Genomic DNA, 18953 nt, shown 5'->3' with positions numbered 1-18953 from the left:
TTTCCCAACGGCTAAAAAGTTTTATGCACCTCCAAGACCAAACCTCTTCAAAAACATCAGACCATTATTTCCAATCAGAGGATTTTAGTGCCTGCGGCTTAATTTAACGGTATTTCCTTTTATATATTTTCATCGTAAAGTACATTACCATGAGCATCATGATTGCAATTGATCCGAAAATTGCAATTCCGTTAGATGACCATAAGCTTGTCAGGTTGATCCCGTAAGAGAACGCATCTCCTGCAACCAGTTCCACCTGGTGGCGCCCTGTGGGCAGGTATATGCTGTAGCAGTCGCTTCCTTTCAATACCGTAAAGCTGTAATCGTGTCCGTCAACCTTAACACTGGTCGGCTCACGGTTGAGGGAAATAACGTTCCGCGCCTCAGAATCGTATTCAAATTTTATCCCCTGCATTCCATATGCGACAGAAAGGATATTGCCCGTAAATGACATGATCCTTGTCTGAAGCTCATGCGTGGAGAATGTATTTGTGATATTCATGTTGAGCTTTATAAAATGCTTTCCTGCCGGAATCAGATATGAATTCTCCCTCGAAGGCGCAATTGGGCTTCCGTCGAGCAGAATTTCCTTTATGTCCTTCGGAAGACGAATTGTAAATGAGTAGGGCGAGTTTACCTCATATCCGTCTCCTGTAAAACGGTACTCAACCTTGCTTGCAAGGGCATAAGGCAGGAAGAACATATCCTGCGGATTTACGCTCGACTCGGCATAAATGGTTAGTCTTGGTGCTCCCATGGAGGCTGCTTTTACAAGAAGGAAGCTTTCCGTTCCGGTCTGTATCTCTGTCGGGAAGGGGGTTGCCAGAGACTCGTTGTTTCTGAATGTAAGTATGTTTAAGTCCAGAAGCAGCTTTGTGCTGTCGCCGATCAAGCTATTATACTTCCTTCCTATTTCAACATAACGCATCGGGTCGGTTGACCAGAGGTTCTGCGGATCTTCTACCTGCAGGAGGAAATTATGCTTTTTCTGCAGTGAAATTATGCTCGTCATATCGACGCCTATATAATCCTTTAACTCAGGAGACCCGTAGCTGTCCATCGCAGTTACAATTACCTGAAAGCCCTTCTTCTTCTGTGCGAAGGCGTTAAATGCTGTAAGAAGCCTTTCATAGACTTCTGAAAGCTTGTTTATCCTGTACTCTGTCACAAGAGACTTTACGACGGGGTTGGTCTTCCAGTATGAAGCCGTTCCGGGAGTAAAGATCTTCTTCAAATCCAGATTATATCTCTGTTTGAACTCCTTCTGTGCGCTTTCATGCATCGGAGTGTAAAGGTTCGGATTCTCCAGCCCTTTACCGGCCTCGAAATAAAGCTCTGCCAGGTTTACGCCGTCCCACTGATACGATCCCAGGAACCTGGTAAACTCCGTCGTCATTGCCTTCAGGCACTCCTGATCGGTAAGAGCAACAGGATAGCGCCACGAAGGCCTTACATCCTCACCCTTGTAGTTTTTCTCTCTCCACTCCGGATGCTCCTGGTAAAACTTCAGGCTTACCTGCGGGGGCTCCAGCCATGCATAAACCAGTATTCCGTTGGCATGTGCCAGCTCAATTAGTTTCTTGTAATCATAAGTATACTTGGGATACTGGTGCCAGCCTGCAACATGAATTATTCTTATACCCTCGTGTACCCACTGCTTGACCAGATCCTCTGTGCTCGTAGTGTGCCTGAATCCGGGATCGAAGTATACCTCCAGGTTGTCGCGCCTTACTGCGGGCCTTAACTGGAAGTACTTTCTGACGTGTTCGAGCAGGAACGGGTAAAGGCTGTACCCGTGCTGCGAAAGGGGATCAAACCTTGAGCCTAAGAACAGAACCTTTCCTTTGCCGAACGGCTTGCCGATCTCAACAGGTGCTCCCGTCATTTCGTCCGTGGAGAATATCTCGTCAACTTTGTCCTCAATTTCCAGCTTGTTCATAAGCTCGCCTTCTCTCCAGAATATCTTCTCTTCCATGAAGAACTTATCCCTTATTCCATGAACTTTTATTCTGGTCTGGCTGAACTTAATTCCCAGTTCCTTTGCAACTTCATTCTTAGTATCGGTAATCAGGTTGCCGCCCTGCTCAACGTACTGTGTAATTATGTCGTAATCCTTGGGCTGAAGCGAGTCTACTGCGGCGTAAGGAACAATAAGCAGGCTGTAGCCTTTGGGGTTGATTGCCTCTCCTGTAAATATCGTATCGACATTTATGTTAACGCTCTTGAAAGCTGCAACCAGTGAGGCCTGGTCGTTATATGCCGCGCCGTTGGCATAGTGGTTCCAGAGAACTGCAACCTCGGCATTGCGCCATTTTTCATCTGTATGAAAAAGACTGTTGTAAATCTTTTTGAAGAAATTTACCAGCTTTTCAAAAAATGAAGGTTCATATTCCTTGAACTCTATAGGTTCAGCCTTGTAAAGCTCCCCGGGCTGAAGCTTGATGTTTTTTGTTATAAGGCCCGAGAGCTTCTTATCTGAAATGGTTTTCTTTTCTACCTCGCCTTTATCGTTTATGTAAGACTCGGTAAGAAACTGATCGTTTAATTTTACTGAATAATCCTGCGAACCGGTAAGTATTATCCTGTTATTGGTTCTTACCCAGTTATTGTAATCCTTCAGGTCTATGTAGTTGTAGCCAAGGGCACGCACCCCGTCAACGAGCTCTTTTAAGAGGCTCACGTCCAGAAATGAATGGAAAAAGCAGGCTGCAAAGCCGTCCCTGACATTAAGGTTTACCTTTGCCCCCTTAATTATATTCTGCACGTACTTGCGGCTTACGTTAATATCCTTGTCAAGAGGAATGTATCCCAGGTTTTCGGGAAATATCTTCTGCCCGAAAAGATCTTTATTTATGACGTAAGGGAAGTACTGGCTGTAGTCTGAGCTTTCAATTGCGAGCCTCTGTTCAACTGCAGTAGAGAAGTACTGGCTTACTGTTTTATAAAGAAGGAAAGAAGCCGTATAGTGCGGCGTCTCCCAGGCAACAGGGTAGAGGCCGTTTTTCATTAGCTCCTGAATGCCCATTTCAATCTTCTGCCTTATGTCTGCTTCTGTCTGGTTTTTTATAACCTTGTCTGCATTGCCGTCCCAGAATTCGAAGTCTCCTGCTGTAATGCCCCTGTACTGGTGAGTCGAGCCGTGCATGACGATTGACCCGCCGTTTCTTACGGCATACTTAAGAGCATCCACCAGGTCGGGCTTGTCCGAAAGGCTGAGCCTTGTGCCATCGCCAGGATTTACATAAAATGGGATTACGCCGACAAGAAAAGGTATACCGCGCTCCGAGAGTACATCCACCACTTCTCTTATCTTGTCCGGGCTGTCTGTGGGGTTTATGTCTTCAATTCTTAGTATGGCTGAATGAGAGCTCTCGTGATTTTCATGCAGAATGTCATGAAGCATATCTGCAAAAAGAAGATACCTGTCGGTTTCGGTAGCATAGGAAAAAGGCGAGTCGGCAATGTAGATCAGGTTATCAGACTTTATGATGTACGGCACTTCCATTTTCTTTTTTGTGGAATATGCCGTAGCCATTACAACAACTTTTTTCCTGTCGGAGATTTCAATAATGTTGTTTTTGCCTTCCCCTTTGGTAAAAATCTTTTTGTTTGCCTTTACCTGGTCAAACTGGTAAGAGGAATCGATTCTTGAGACCGAGAAGCCGTACTTATTTTTGAAAGTTTTATTATTTGAGCTTTCAGCCATGCCGGTGTTCATCCATATGACCGGCTTGTTCGTCCTTATGACGTCATCAGCAAACTTCTGAGGTACGGGGTCTTTTACATAAAAACCGATATAAAATGTGTAATCGTAGCTGTTTAATTCCCTGGGCTTGTAATCGTCCATGCCCTTGTAGGTGACATCAGTCTGAAAATGTCCAAGCAGGGCCGCCAGCTGTCTGGCATCGCCAATGGCATAATTTCTGAGGTTTGAACTGCCCTGAACAACTATCAGTATTTTCTTATTCCCATTTCCTGCTGCAAAGCTTGGTGAGACAGCCAGTAATGTGAGTAGTAGAAGAAAGAGTATTTTAATATGTTTCATGCGCTTTTCATTAAAGTGTATAAAGGGTCCTTTTTTAATAAAGAAGTAGAATGACCACCGGAAAAATTTACATGTAAAAATTTCCTGCTCTTTGAGCCCGATCGGGCCCAAAGAGCTGAATTTCCATAAAAACAGCACGCTTTTTTTATAAAAGTGCAGTTTTTATGCCAGGTTTTACCGCAGGCTTTACTTTTTGTTTCCGGATTTTTTATTTCCGGCTTTGGGGATGAATTCATTTACCGCAGCTTTGGAGAGGCCGAAATAGTTCTTTATAATCTGAACCGTTCTTTTTGCCGAGAGGCCGTCGCCATAAGGGTTAACAGCTGAAGCTATCTTATTATAGTATGTTTTATCATCTATAAGTTTTTTTGCCGTTGAATAGATCTTGTTTTCATCCAGGCCGACCAGTCTCACAGTCCCGTACTTTACGGCCTCCGGGCGTTCGGTAACTTTTCTTAATACAAGAATCGGAATGCCGAAGTGCGGCCCTTCCTCCTGAACACCGCCTGAATCCGTTATGATCAGGTAGGATTTCGCCATAAGGTTTACGAAGTCCATGTAATCCAAAGGCTCTATCAGGTGCACATTTTCAATCTTGTCCAGTGTAGGGAATACGACATCCCTGACAATCGGGTTAAGATGCACCGGAAACACGAAGTTCAGCTCCGGATAAGCCATGGCAAGTCTTTTTACCGCATCGCAGGCACCCTGCATCGGAGCTCCCCAATTTTCTCTCCTGTGCATGGTAAGCAGTACGATTTTCTTCTTCTGGCCTACAAGTTCATTCAGTTTCATTATCGAAAACTTGTATTTTTTCTTTACTGAAACCTTCAGGGCATCAATGACCGTGTTTCCCGTTACAAATACGGTTTTGCGATCGATGTTTTCTTTTAAGAGTGCTTTTTTTGCCGTTTCTGTGGGGGCAAAGTGAAGCTCGGTAATTGAGCTCGTAAGTCTTCTGTTTATTTCTTCGGGGAAGGGATTTGCCTTGTCGTTTGTCCTCAGACCCGCCTCAATGTGACCTACGGGTATCTGCCTGTAGAAGGAGGCCAGGCTGCCTACAAATGTTGTAGTGGTATCGCCCTGAACTAAAACCATGTCGGGCTTTTCTTTGCTGAAGACGTTGTCAAGCTCTTCGATCGTGTTTTTTGTTATTGAAGCAAGCGTCTGCTTCGGCTTCATGATGTTCAGATCGTAATCAGGTTTAATGTCAAAAACCTGCAGAACCTGGTCGAGCATCTGCCTGTGCTGGGCAGTGGCAATGGTTAAAAGTTCAAACTGTTTACTGTTTTTCTTTATTTCCTGTATAATTGGAGCCATTTTTATGGTATCCGGACGTGTGCCGAATATTACTGCAATCTTTTTCAATTATCGCATCCTTATGATATTAAATGGGCATATTGATTGTATATCGTCGTAATTAATTGCGCGGAATTTTAGTGCACAAAAAAATGCACTAAAATTCCGCACTTCAAAATTACCTGATTGAGCATTAAAGACCAAATTTCTTTTTTAAGGATGAGGTATTAGTAAAACTTTTTTATTCGAAAAGTATTTTTATTCAGAAAAAATTTTTATTTGAAAAGTAAATTTAAGGTAGCGGCGGGAAGAGATGCCTTTTATAAAAAAGGCTCCCCTGGTAAATCCCGGGGAGCCTGCTGAATAAATATGTGCTATTTCTGAACTTCTGTAATAACTCCGAAACTGAAAGTAACCGAACAGCCGGGCTTCAGCGTCATCTTGTCTTTTAGTTCCGGACGGTTAAACGAATTTGTAATGTACTGTACCGGCTCCAGGGCAATCGACATCCTGGGGCGATACTTGACTTCATCTGCCGAATAGGCATAAAACACCCCGCCTTTCTGGAATACCGTAATCTTCAGACCGTTTTTGGGATCCCTTATTGTGGACCTTATTATACCGTCGCTGCCTGCCTGCAGGTCCGCATAACAGTAGTTTACCTCTCTGTCGCCTATTGTATTCTGGTAAATGTCTTTCGACGGACGGAAGTCAGCCTCCGGCATCTCACTGATCGGCAAGTATGCATCCTCTCCGCTTAATGGTATCAGCTTCTCGTCCACAATTATAACGCTGGAGGCGGGAATTGTAAGAACCAGGTGGTCCACTCCTTCATCCGAGGTCTTAAAGTAAGGGTGCCAGCCCGATCCGAAGGGGGCGGCTTCGGTTCCTTTATTGTGCCCTGTAATATCAACGTGAAGCTCATTGTCTTTTAGGACAAACTTTACTTCAACATCCACCGCATAAGGATATCCCTTAAAGGCGTCTTTCCTGAGCTTGTTCGTAAAGAGTATAAGTTCCGCCTTGTGTTCATCGGTTGTAACTTTCTTTACCTCAAAATCAATCACCCTTGCAAAGCCGTGGATCGCCTCGCGCTGCGGATTTACGGGGTTATACATCTGGTGCTGCGCGTCATCAAATTCATAAAACCCGCCTTCAATCCTGTTGGAGAAGGGGGCCATAATGCATGAGCGTGCTCCGCTTTGCTCTTCAAGTTCCTTTGGGGTCTGATAACCGTCAATGATGTTGAAGAGCTTATTTTTTAAGGGGATAAAAAAATTCAGCAGTGTGGCGCCTCTGAGTGCAATTTCAACGCTGCTGCCCGAAAGCGTGTCTTTCAGGATTATAGTTTTGAAACTGCCGAATTTGCTTTCTGTATGTATGTATCTGCTCAAAACTGCTCCGGGGTTAATCTATAGCTTATATTAATTACAAATTTATAAAAAATCCACTGAATATACTTACGGCAAAAAAGATTATTTTACAAACTTATAAAAAGATTATAGTTTAATAACGCTTCGGTTATGCCCCCCTGCAGTATGAAAGATGCCGCAGAAAGATCGTGCCTCGAATTCCTCGTTGCCGGTACCGCCGCCGTAAGGCCAATTCCAGAGGCGCGCAGGGCGATGATCCCGTTTTCAGAATCCTCAAAGCCCAGTATGCGGCTGAACGTGCTATGCGGAATACCGAGCCTGCTTAATGCAATGCTGAAAAGATCGCGGTGAGGCTTTGGCCTGATCCTGCTGACCTTGTCTGCTGTTATAAATACATCAACTACGTTTTTATAATCAGAAAACTTTTCCAGGAGCATTTCTTTTTTTGCCTGCGGGATCTTCCATTTCCTTATCTCATGAGAAATGACGTTGAAAAGTTCAACCAGTATGATGTCTGCCTCATAGCCTCCTGAAGAGGTGACCAGGGCTAACTTAAGGGGGTGAGTTTCTAAAAACTTCCCAAGCTTAACCAGCTTCTCTCTGGCTTCTTCCTGGCTGCTGATGCGGTAAACCTGGCTGCTTTTTTGCTTAAGCTCCTCTCTCATTTCATCAAACAAATAGCTGATATCTTCCCCAAGCCATCCTTTTACCAGGGCAAAGAGTACAGGGATTGAGGGCAGGGGCCTTATAAGCGGCAATTCGCTCTGGCCTGAAACTTCTTCTGCCAGATTGCTCCCTTCACCATACTTGACAAGCTCCAGCATCTGATGATAATTCTGGAAAAATATCTCTGTAGCTGCCCGTACAGCCTCCTCAAAATTCTTTATTGACAGCAGGCTGCCATATTTGTGCAGAAAGTAATTCCTGATAAGGTTGGAATTAAACTTATTAAACTCTTTCTGAAGCATAAGCTCTTGAAGCTTACTGTCTTTTAACATTTCCCCAAGGCCAACCTGCTCCAGACTGTATCTGGATTCATCTTTCCTTTCCTCGTTGTGGCCCGAAATAATTGTCCAGAGTACAGAATGCAGATAGGCTTCCTTCATCGCCTCAGGCTTTATAAAGTTATGATAGCGCTGTATGAGATAGCGGATCTGCTCCGGGGTCCCTATTCCCGTGAGGTTCGGGTGATCAATAAGGGGATCAAGTCCTTTCCACTCATCTTTTGTCAGCCTGCCGCTTATTGAACGGACAGTATTCTCAAGTGCATGCAGCCTTAAATCCAGTGTTGAGCAGACAGTCCCTTCAAGGTCCATTAAAACAGCCGAGAGTTCCTTCTGTGGAGCTGTTATCTTTGGAGCAAGCGGATAAAGTTCGATTTCGGGATATAAAGGTGCCGGGTTGTGTACAACTGCAAACTCAAGCCCCAGCTTTGCTATAATTTCCGAGACCTCATCGCTGTTAAGAAACTTTTTATCTGTCATATTATTTTTCTCCGCCAAAAAAAAAGTAGAAATCCCCAATTCTACTTTATAATCGGAAGATTAATGCGAAAAGTAAAGCGGAATAAAAAAACTAATTGCTTTTGCTGTAAACAAAGCCATGCAGATGGCCCGCCTGAAGCCTCAGCCTGAAGCCTCAGTTAGAAGCCAAAGGCAGGGCATCTGCATGCAGAGAACACCCGGGGGCTATTTTGAAAGGTTCTTATCCATGCGGCTTGTTATCTTGTTATAAATAACCAGCGCAACAGCAGCGGTAAATCCTATTGCGGCAAAGTAATACCATACATAATGTGCGTGAAGGTATGCCGTTTTTATCCCTTCGGCACTCAGGCCCGCACGCTCAGGCACGTAAGCTGTAAGCAGATAACCCGAGATTCCAAAGCCGAGAAGGTATGCAAAAAATGAATGCAGGTGGCTGAAACCCATATACAGCCCCTCTTCCCCTTTCGGCGCCTGAAGCGAGAAGAACTCAAGATAGCGCGGGGAAATAAAACATTCTGCAAACCCCTGAAAAGTAATACCAATAATCATCATTACTGTTACCGGATGAGCCGAGAAGAACCCGAAGAAGGAAACCTCTCCGCCGGTTAACGACGAAAGCAGAGGGCTTGATGCCATGCAGAGGGCTGAGACCGGCATGAGGAACATGCCGACCGTCATGCTCGTAATTGCCTTAACCTTGCTCATAAGGGAGGTAATAAATACTACCGAGGTCATTACTACAAAAGGATTTACGTTTGCAATCCATTCCGGCGAGGCGCTTTCTCCCACTGTCCTTAAAACGTATTTTGGCATGGTTGCATAAAGCTGCGACTGGATTATCCAGAAGCCCGTAATAATTAGTATGAGAGTCAAAAGCCTCAGGTTCGTCAGTATACTCGTAAAGCTCTTCCAGATTTCCCTGATCTTTCTGGTCTCAGAGGACTGATCGACATTCTTATAGAAAATAAAAACAACTACGAGCGCCAGAAGTGTCATTGCACCAGCATAGAAGTTGATCGATTCTAAGCCCCACTTGAGCCTTAAGGGATAAGCAAATGTTTTCCCAAGGAAAGATCCCACGTTAACCATGCCGTAGAAAATGGAGAATGCGCGCGCGCGGTTTGCCTCGTTTGTCGTCTTGGCAACCGTACCCGTAATGATGGACTTGATAAACGACCCGCCAATCATAAGTATTACAATTGCAGGCAGAACTGTTGCCTTGTACGGCAGGGCACCCAGCGTGAAGTAGCCGGCTGAAAGCAGTGCAAATGCAAGTATGATTGCTTTCCTGAATCCAATCTTGTCGGCAAATGCCCCGCTGAAAGGGGGAAGAAGATAAAGCCCTGCCGAAAAAATGCCTCCTATCCACGCAGCCCAGATGTCGGAATACCCCACTACACGCGTCAGGTAAAGTGTAATTGCAATGAATACGGCATAATAGGCCGAGCGTTCAAAAAGCTCGACAAGGTTTGATATCCAGAATGAAAACGGAAAATTCCATTTCCTCCCGGCTTTCTTTGCCTCTTCTTCTGTCACTGATGCTTCTTTTAAGGACGTCTCCACAATACCTCGGATTTTTATTTGAATTTGAAAGCAAATATAAGCAACAATTATTAAATTGCTGAGTAGTTAATTTTTAATTTCGCAGACTTTAATCTAATGAAAAAAATCCTGAAGAACTCGCGCAAAAAGGTGGGCCAGCTGCCCGGAAGCCTCATTTATATGGGCGACCGGACGGGAAACGGCATTAAAATTAACGCCGCACACTACGGCAGGGAGAATTTCTATGAAAAGAATATCCTGAGCCCGGAGGAGCTGAAACCCTCCGGCGAGGGGATCCTCTGGCTTAACGTCGATGGAATCCATATTCCTGAGACCATCGGGAATATCTGCGACAAGTTCGGCATACATCCTCTTACCCAGGAGGATATTCTGAACACCGCACACCGCCCGAAGGCAGAGGATAACGGGAGCTATATCTTTATTGTAATGAAAATGCTCGGCTTCCAGTCCGGTTCGCTCCTGAGCGAACAGGTGAGCCTCATAATAGGAAAAAACTATGTGCTCTCTTTTCAGGAAAACGCAACCGATGAGTTTGAAACGGTGCGCGAAAATCTGAGGAAGAATAAGGGAAAAATAAGAGAACTGGGACCTGATTATCTTGCCTACAGGCTCCTGGATTTTGTTCTGGATAACTACTTCGCTGTTCTTGAAAAAATAGGGGATGAGATTGAAAATGTTGAAGACGAACTGGTGGAAAACCCCACCAGGCAGACGCTGGAGAAGATCTATAAGTTAAAAGGGGAGATGATTATCATCAGACGCGCCGTCTGGCCTTTAAGAGAAGTTATTAGCAGCCTCGAAAAAACCGAGACGGAACTCATCTCAAAATCCACACAGCCTTACCTGAGGGACCTCTACGACCATATAGTCCAGCTTATTGATACAAACGAAAACTACAGGGAAATGGCCGCGGGACTAATGGACATTTACCTTTCCAGCGTAAGCAATAAGCTTAATGAGATAATGAAAGTTCTGACCATCATCTCTACTTTTTTCATACCGCTGAACTTTATTGCAGGCATCTATGGCATGAATTTCAATACTGGTATCAGCAAATACAACATGCCTGAGCTGAATTTCTACCTGGGCTACCCGATGGTATTGTTCTTAATGTTTCTTGTTTCCCTTGGACTTTTTATCTACTTCAAGAGGAAGAAATGGTTTTAAGAAAGTGGCAGCGTAAAACAGAATGTGCTTCCTTTTCCGGGAGTGCTTTGAACCCAGATCCTTCCGTTATTCTTTTCAACAAACTCTTTTGTAAGAATGAGCCCCAGGCCTGTTCCCGGTTCTTTTTCTGTTCCGCTTGTGGAATGTATTACTTCGATGCGGAATAACTTATCCAGAGTATCCTTATCCATTCCCACGCCCGTGTCGCATACTGAAATCATGGCCTTGTCTTCGCCTTCCATCTGCACGCATTTTACTGTAATGCTTCCGTTTCTGGGGGTAAATTTAACTGCGTTTGTTATAAGGTTCTGAATGGCTGAGCTAATCATCTCCTCATCCACAAATGCGGCTCTGTTGATTGTGGTTTCTGTAGTAAGGTGAATCCCTTTTTTCAGGGCATTGCCCCTCAGGAGATCCACATTTTTACTTACAAGTTCGCCCAGGTTGTATTCTGAAGGATTGTACTGCACCCTTCCTGTCTGGAACCTTGAGAACTGAAGCAGGTTGTTTAAGAGGTTATAAAGATTCCTCGAAGTGGCATTAATTATTTCCAGGTACCTTTTAAGGTCCTCATGCGGGAGGCTTTCAAAATCCTCAAGCATCATCTCCGAGAATCCCAGCAGGGAGGAGAACGGCCCCCTTAAATCGTGGGAGATAAAGGAGAAGAATCTGTCCTTTGTTGCATTTGTTTCCTTTAACTGCTGCACGTATTCGAGTATCTGTTCTTCGTTTTTCCTTCTTTCAATTGCGCGTGAAACAGGGTAAGATATGAGCTCAAGAGTTTCCTTGTCGTTTTCTGTATAGGCTTCCTCCCTGGTGTAGTCCTGTACAACCATGGCTCCGATTGTTTTTTCCTTTATCTGCAATGGAACACCCAGCCAGATCCTGGCAGGGGAGCCTACCAGGTCAACTTCTCCTTTTTTCTGGAGTTCAAGGTCGTCATCTTCAGTAAGCAGCATGGCCTTGCCGCTTCTTAAAACGTATTCAGTCAGGCCCCTTCCGGGCTTTTTAGGAAGCATCTGCTCATCTTCTTCGTCTACCCAGTAGGGGAAGGAGAGTACCTGATTCTGTTCGTCGTAAAGTGCTATATAGAAATTATTTACGGGCATCAGGCTTCCCACTGCCTGATGTATATAACGGAAGAGTTCTTCGGTAGTCTGCGTAAAATTTGATGCCTGAAGAATCTTTAATGTAGTCTGCCTTATTCTCTCCTGCCTTTTAAGATCCGTAATGTCGCGTATGACGAGCTGTATTGCAGGCTTTTCGTTATATGTCGTGGGTAAGCCGGTAATTTCAGCGTCAATGGTTTCACCTGAAAGTGTGATCAGTTTTACCCTGTTAGCCCTTGCAGGTTTTTTTCTGCATAAAATGCTCTCCAGAAAACGCTTTGCAGTTGGAAAATAATGCGAATGAATGAAGGTGAAAATGCTTTCTTCAAGAATGTCTGACATCTTTGGAGCCTTCAGGAGGCTCATTCCGGCGGAATTCGTATAGACGATCTTATTCCCGCAAATAACGGCAATTGTATCGGGAATATATTCCACAAGGTTGCGGTAGCGTTCTTCCGACTTTAAGAGTGCTTCCTCGGAAAGCTTCATTTCCGTTACGTCCCGGGAAATTCCAACAATTCCGTTTGCATTGCCCCCGGCGTCAAAAAGCGGAGCCTTTGTAGTCGATACCCACGCGATCTCCCCGTTGGGGAATGTTTCTTTTTCAACTTTGTTGATTACAGGTTTTCCCGTCCTTAAAATTCTTTCTTCATCATCGAAGGCTTCCTGTGCGTGCTCTTTCGTAAAGAAATCAAAATCTGTTTTCCCGATAGCCTGATCGGGATTGCTGATCCCTTTTAAGTGAATATACCTGCTTACTTTTGTAAACCTGTGCTCGGCATCCTTAAAGTATATGGCGTCAGGGATGTTGTCCATAAGCCTCTGAAGGTAGTATCTTTCTTTCTCAAGCTGCAGAAAGGACTGTTTTCTTTCTGTTATATCGTTCATGGTCATAACCATAAACTCAGGCTTGCCTTCACGGCCTTTTATGAGGTTAACAAAGATCCTGCACCAGATTAAATTTCCTTCCTTGTTGTAAAGCGGCCTTTCCAGCTCAAAACACTTTATCTTCCCGCTTACCAGGTCGTCATAATAATAAACTTCATCAACATAATCAGAGTAGCATATTTCCTCAAGCTTCATCGAAAGAAGCCTTGTTTTATTAAATCCAAGCACCTGCTGAAATGAACTATTGAAGTGAAGCATTGAGCCCGACATGTCGAAAACTGCAAAGCCAAGGCGTGTCGGTTCAAACAGGGAACACATCATATCTATAAAAGGCTTGTAGCTCTGAGATGAGCCTGTCCTGTTTTTTTTGTCCAGAAGTTTTATTACCGAGGCTGAAATTACTTCATTCGTGGCGTCCTGCAGGAAAACAGTTTCCGTGGCACCGGCTTTCATAAGCCTGTAGGCAAGCTCATAATCTTTGTTCTCAAGTATAAATATTGCCGGGGGATTTAAGCGGGTGAGAAATTCTGAATACTTTCCGGGATTGACTTCATCTTTACCGATAAAAAAAATACATACATCATAGTCCGGCTCCTGGTGAGAGAATTCCATCTCTGAATAATCAGGCTTCCGGATGATGCTGATACATGTTCCGTTATTTCTGATCTCGTCCCCCAAAAGAGTTCTATGGGCACCGGGATTTATTAGCAGGCACTTAATATCTTTTGTTGTCATTGATGAATAATTATGCCGGTAAATGGTAAAAATTTCATAAAGGATAAAAAAACAGTTTGTAAAAAACAATAGCCTTGTGAAAAATTCTTTTCCTCCTGTTTTTTCTGGAAAATCGGACTTTTATATTATCAGGACAAATTTAAGTAATTATTTCAAAAAAAATAGGAAAATTATGAATTAATCTGCGGAAGTTCTGCTTTTGTCAAGATACTGCTTTTCCTGTACTTGCGGAAGAAACCCCGGATTGCTTAATTTAATAAACTCGCTCGATTTTAATGATTATTTGAATTAACTTTCTTTTCAATTATTCATTAAAATGGACAGAGCGGCCTATGAAAACAAAACTATTTTTTCTTTTAACTGCAGGATTATTTATGAGATTATCTATTCCGGTCCTTTCTTCAGGGGATATCATGGCTCAGGATGTTACAGGCAGCCTGCCCGCAAGAGGTGACATTGAGGCCAGGTATACCTGGAACCTTTCGGATATTTATAAAACAGAGAATCTGTGGGAAAAGGACTTCAAATGGGTTGATGAAAATGCCGCGGGATACCAGAATTTCCAGGGAAAACTCGGCTCTTCTGCCGATGAGCTCCTGAAGGCAATGAAGTTCGACGATGAAATGGGAATTAAACTTTCCAGGCTCTACCTTTATTCTTCACTTGCAAAGGACCTCGATCTTGCAAATAGCGAGGCGAGGGCCAGATACGACAGAATAAGCGCCCTTTCTTCAAAAGTTGCAGCCTTAAGCTCATTCCTTCGCCCTGAAATCCTGAGCATCGCGGAGGAGAAAATTAAGGATTTTATGAAATCCTCCGGCGGCCTCATGCTCTATAAGCAGCAGTTCGATAACCTCTTCAGAACCAAAGAGCATACTTTGTCAAAAGAGCAAGAGGAGCTCCTTGCTATGGGCTCAGAAGTAAGCCGTATTCCATACAGCACATTTAACGTCTTTACAGACGCCGAGATGCAGTTTCCCGTTGTTAAGGACACCGAAGGGCAGGACGTCCAGATCTCCCACGGCAGGTATTCGGCGGCACTTTTCTCAACAGACCGCGAATACAGAAAAAGAGTGTACACAGGCTTCTATAAACCTTTTAAGGAGTATAAGAACACGCTTTCCACGCTTTTCTCGGGAAACATTAAAACTCACGTTTTTTATGCCAGGGCGCGCCGCTACAATTCCTCCCGGGAAGCTGCACTGGACGTTAATAATATACCCGTTGCAGTATACGACAACCTGATTAAAAGCATCAATGAAAACCTTCAGCCCCTGCACCGCTGGGCATCAATAAAGAAAAGAGTGCTTGGACTCAAGGAACTGCACATTTACGACAGCTATGTTACTTTGTTTCCCGGAGTTAAAAAAGAATATGACTATGAAAAGGGCAAGGAAGTGGTCCTTGAAGCCCTTAAGCCCATGGGAAGCGACTATATTGCCAATCTTAAGAGTGCTTTCGATAACCGCTGGGTTGACGTCTACGAAACGAAGGGGAAGCGCAGCGGGGCATATTCTTCAGGCACAACTTACGGCGTACACCCTTATGTCCTCCTTAACTGGAACAATCAGTTAAATGACGTCTTTACGCTTGCGCATGAAATGGGGCATAATATGCATTCTTTCTATACGGGCCAGACTCAGCCCTACCCTTATGCCGATTATTCAATCTTTGTTGCCGAGGTGGCCTCAACGGCTAATGAGGCTCTTTTATTGGACTACCTGATACAGCACTCACAGTCCAGGGAAGAAAAGCTTGCCCTGCTAGAAAAGTATCTTACTAACATCACCTCAACTTTCTACCGCCAGGCCTGCTTTGCCGAGTACGAACAGATGGTGCATTCCATGGTGGAAAAAGGGGAACCCCTTACGCCCGATAAACTTAATGCACTCTACCACGAGATTACACAGCGCTACTGGGGCCCTGATATGGTTATTGACGAGGAAGAGGATTATACATGGGCCAGGATCCCTCACTTTTACTATAACTTCTACGTCTACCAGTACGCAACGGGACTTGCGGCCTCGCAGACACTAGTGGCAAATATTAAAAAAGAAGGGCAGCCTGCAATCAACCGCTACCTTGATTTCCTTAAGGCCGGAAGCAGCGATTACCCGATCAATGTCCTTAAGAAGGCGGGCGTCGATATGACTTCACGTGAACCGGTACTTCAGACCATAAGCAAGATGAACGAACTTCTGGATGAAATGGAAAAGCTCCTTGACCAGAAGTAATTAAACTCATATATTGCGTGGTAATAAAATAAAAGGCGAGGTAAAATCTCGCCTTTTTAATGTCAAAAAACATCGAAAAGAGAAATAAGATGAAGATTTACTCGAAAAAAGACTTAAATGAGTATCATTTTTCACTGACCTATGACGATATAAGTCTTATTCCTACGGAAGTTTCCAGAATTAAGAGCCGTACAGAAGCATCAACCAAGTGCAATTTTATGGGCCTGGATCTTGCAGTGCCCGTTGTCTCCAGTCCCATGGATACTGTTACCGGAATTGCAATGGCAGAAGAGCTGACAGCCCTGGGATGCCTTGGAGTGCTGAACAGGTTTGATTCATCCCTTGCACACATTCTTAACGGGACAGACGGTCATAACCTGCGCGGCGTTTCAATTGCCCTTAATACTGAAATGGACGTGGTCGAAAAACTTGCCGAAAGAAATTATGTGATATGTATAGATACGGCTAACGCAAATAACAGGGCCGTGCTGAATAAAACCGAAGAGATTAAAAAAAGATTCCCTGGTGTAAAAATCATGGTGGGAAACATTGCCCACGGAGCCTCATTAAAACAGCTAGAGGAATCAGGAGCCGATGCAGTAAGAGTTGGAATAGGAAGCGGTAGCGTTTGTACTACATCAATCCAGACCGGTATCGGCATCGGTCAGGTGTCGTCTTTATTGAATGTGATCTTTTCAAGAAAAAAAGATAACCTGAAGATTAAGATTATTGCCGACGGCGGTATCAAATCACCTGGCGACGTGGCAAAGGCTATGGCTCTTGGAGCAGATGCCGTGATGCTGGGACGTATGCTTGCCGGTACAAAGGAAACCCCGAGCGAGGTAATTAAATATAACGGACAGCTTTGGAAAAAATACCGCGGCTCTGCTTCTTTCGGCGTTAAAATGAGAAATGAATTCATTGAAGGCGAAGAAACCATGGTGCCTTATAAGGGCCAGGTAAAAAGCGTCATTGATGCAATCTCCGACGGCCTGAAAAGCGCAATGAGCTATATGAACTGCTTTAACCTTGAAGAGCTGAGAAAAACAGAAACCTTTGCCGTTCTCAGCAACAGCTCATTCCTGGAAAGACTTCCTAAGATATAATTGTCCTGAAAATAAATTCCTGCAAAATGCCCTTAGTAAACTAAGGGCATTTTTCTTTTATGGCTTTCTTTCAGCCTTCTCTTTTTACCCTGTCCATTGTAAAAGCCGGCACGCATACCGAAACATATTCAACCGGCTCCTCAAAGGGGTTTGAGTACCTTACCCTGGTTCCTTTTTTTATGCAGATGGACTCGTTCCTTGAAAGCTGGATCTTTCTTCCTTCCACCTCCACAATTTTCCTTCCTGAAATTACATACGTGATCTCATTAAAATCCGGCGTCTGAAAAGGCTCGCTCCAGCCTGCAGGAGCTATCATATGGGCAAAGCTGTAGTCGCCGGTATCGATGCTTGCCTTCCCGAAATGTTCCTCTATAAGTTTGCCGTCATTTGTCGGGACAATGAATGGCGCGGTTTGAAGTTCATATTTACTCATATACTTATTTCCTTAAAATAATTAAATAAAATTAAAATCCTGATGCCTCCATAAGCTGCAGGTCCTCGTCAAATACCTCTTTATTTATATAAAACTGGTAGTATCCGTCCTTAAAAGTGACGTCCTTCTGACTGAAGGAAAAGCCCGCGCTGTAGGAAGCAATTAAATTATTTGTGTAAAGGTTATAAACGCTTACTTCTTTTGCATTTGAGGTTATGAGGTACTTCTCTCCTTTGTAGCCTGCTTTGGGAAATATCTCCTGGAACTTTCTGCTCTTATAGTTCTCCGGCTTTTCCTGAGGTGATAAAACCATGCTGCCCTTAAGCCTCACCAGGTAAAACTTCCCGCTCTCATAGATCTTTCCTTCTGCATCTTCATATATCACCCTTCCCGGAGATCCTTTTTCTTCGAAGCTTATGCCGCCTAAATATTTATAAGCGTTCAGAAACTCCTTAAAACGCACCTGTGAGGGAAACCTGATGGAGTCAAGTCCTATGTTATCAACGAACCCTTCGCTTCCACTCAGGCTTCTATAAAGCTTAATGTAAGCCTCGATACCGAGCTCTTTTATGAGGAAATAATTATAAAGCCCCGCAACGGGGTAAGTCATTGACGCGTCTTCCGAAGTAAACTCCTTTTTTGTAAGAATTGAGTTGTAGGGAATATAACCCGACTTCTCAAGGTAATATCCTGCATCCAGTATGACGTTTCTCGCCAGGCCGCCTCTTCCTCCCGTTGCAGCGGCAAAACCTTCCTGCAGAAAGGGAAGCGTATACAGGGGGAGCCTCTTAAGCCTGAAATTTATTAGCAGGTGTGAAAGCTCGTGGAAGTGAGTATTGAACGTGGTTATTATTTCATCAAAGGCAAGAATGTACATGCCGCGTGTATTGAAGCCTGTAAGCTTCTCAATTTCGTTCTCATCTTTGCAGAGTATATAAATAATTTTATTCTTTTCAAGGAGGTCTTTGTCATCTTTTGTAATGTTTAAGAGGTCACATGCGGCATCAACGTATGCGTCAAGCTTACCGGCAGAATAATTATTAAATAATGAACTGTCGCTTATAAAAAAATTAAAATATTTTGTCTTAAAGTTTTTCCAGCCTTTCGTGTAATAAAGCTCAGGGGAGACATATTTATTATCCTTAAAGAAGAACTCTCTTTTATAGCTCATCCCTTTTATGGAGAATGAAGCCTTCGTAAAACCCCCGCCCAGATCTTCTTTTGTAATATTATACTTCATCTGGCCCGAGTTTATCTTCTCTTTTATACTTTTATCGATATCATAGGATATGAGGAATTTCAGGGGAGTGTTTTCATAGTTTACGCCAAGGCGCTTTGACTTTTCCAGTTCACTATCCAGCACAAACTTAGACAAATTCCCGTTGTCTGAAAGAAGCGTCTTAAAGAAGTTGTCAATTTCATCCGGAGCAGCGTTTACCCCGGCCCTTAAAACAGTAGAAAAAATAAATAAAAATAAAAAGATACTGTAAACTCTGCGCATTTAACCGGTCCTGAAG

At 43.8% G+C, this 18953-nt stretch carries 11 protein-coding genes; 3 read left to right on the top strand and 8 right to left on the bottom strand.

Translation table 11 applies throughout. The annotated features are described in order from the left end of the window. Positions 1-103 precede the first annotated feature (103 nt). The 5 genes from HF312_09445 to HF312_09425 form a co-directional block, all read right to left on the bottom strand. Positions 104-4045 carry a DUF2334 domain-containing protein gene (locus HF312_09445; protein MCU7520425.1) on the bottom strand — a complete coding sequence of 1314 codons (3942 nt, stop codon included), beginning with the start codon at positions 4043-4045 and terminating at the stop codon, positions 104-106. Between the two features lie 186 nt (positions 4046-4231). Beyond that, entirely contained in the window at positions 4232-5413 is a 1182-nt protein-coding gene (wecB, locus tag HF312_09440; protein MCU7520424.1) for a UDP-N-acetylglucosamine 2-epimerase (non-hydrolyzing), read from the bottom strand. Positions 5414-5718: 305 nt separating this feature from the next. Beyond that, entirely contained in the window at positions 5719-6738 is a 1020-nt protein-coding gene (locus tag HF312_09435; GenBank protein MCU7520423.1) for an aldose 1-epimerase, read from the bottom strand. Between the two features lie 86 nt (positions 6739-6824). Further along, positions 6825-8201 carry a hypothetical protein gene (locus HF312_09430; GenBank protein ID MCU7520422.1) on the bottom strand — a complete coding sequence of 459 codons (1377 nt, stop codon included), beginning with the start codon at positions 8199-8201 and terminating at the stop codon, positions 6825-6827. A gap of 204 nt (positions 8202-8405) precedes the next feature. Then, positions 8406-9737, bottom strand: a complete 1332-nt coding sequence (locus tag HF312_09425) for a peptide MFS transporter (GenBank protein MCU7520421.1) — start codon at positions 9735-9737, stop codon at positions 8406-8408. 123 nt (positions 9738-9860) lie between these two features. On the opposite strand from HF312_09425, the gene corA reads away from it, so the two are divergent. Then, on the top strand, positions 9861-10931 hold the full coding sequence (gene corA, locus HF312_09420; GenBank protein MCU7520420.1) for a magnesium/cobalt transporter CorA: 1071 nt from the start codon (positions 9861-9863) through the stop codon (positions 10929-10931). Here the strand turns inward: corA and HF312_09415 are convergent. Further along, positions 10928-13663: a PAS domain S-box protein gene (locus tag HF312_09415; GenBank protein ID MCU7520419.1), complete on the bottom strand. Its 2736-nt coding sequence runs from the start codon at positions 13661-13663 to the stop codon at positions 10928-10930. The genes corA and HF312_09415 overlap by 4 nt on opposite strands. A 374-nt stretch (positions 13664-14037) precedes the next feature. Here HF312_09415 and pepF point away from each other — a divergent pair, with 374 nt between their 5' ends. Further along, positions 14038-15897, top strand: coding sequence for an oligoendopeptidase F (gene pepF, locus HF312_09410; GenBank protein MCU7520418.1), 1860 nt, complete (start codon positions 14038-14040; stop codon positions 15895-15897). An 89-nt stretch (positions 15898-15986) separates the two neighbouring features. Beyond that, positions 15987-17003 carry a guanosine monophosphate reductase gene (locus HF312_09405; GenBank protein ID MCU7520417.1) on the top strand — a complete coding sequence of 339 codons (1017 nt, stop codon included), beginning with the start codon at positions 15987-15989 and terminating at the stop codon, positions 17001-17003. Between the two features lie 70 nt (positions 17004-17073). Here the strand turns inward: HF312_09405 and HF312_09400 are convergent, their stop codons facing one another. Continuing rightward, positions 17074-17436: a cupin domain-containing protein gene (locus HF312_09400; protein MCU7520416.1), complete on the bottom strand. Its 363-nt coding sequence runs from the start codon at positions 17434-17436 to the stop codon at positions 17074-17076. Between the two features lie 31 nt (positions 17437-17467). Continuing rightward, positions 17468-18937 carry a hypothetical protein gene (locus tag HF312_09395; GenBank protein ID MCU7520415.1) on the bottom strand — a complete coding sequence of 490 codons (1470 nt, stop codon included), beginning with the start codon at positions 18935-18937 and terminating at the stop codon, positions 17468-17470. Positions 18938-18953 lie beyond the last annotated feature (16 nt).

The sequence above is a fragment of the Ignavibacteria bacterium genome, assembly GCA_025612375.1.
Classification (GTDB): Bacteria; Bacteroidota; Ignavibacteria; order Ignavibacteriales; family SURF-24; genus JAAXKN01.
Note: the sequence above shows the minus strand (reverse complement) of the source record. Positions and strands in the feature narration are given on the sequence as shown.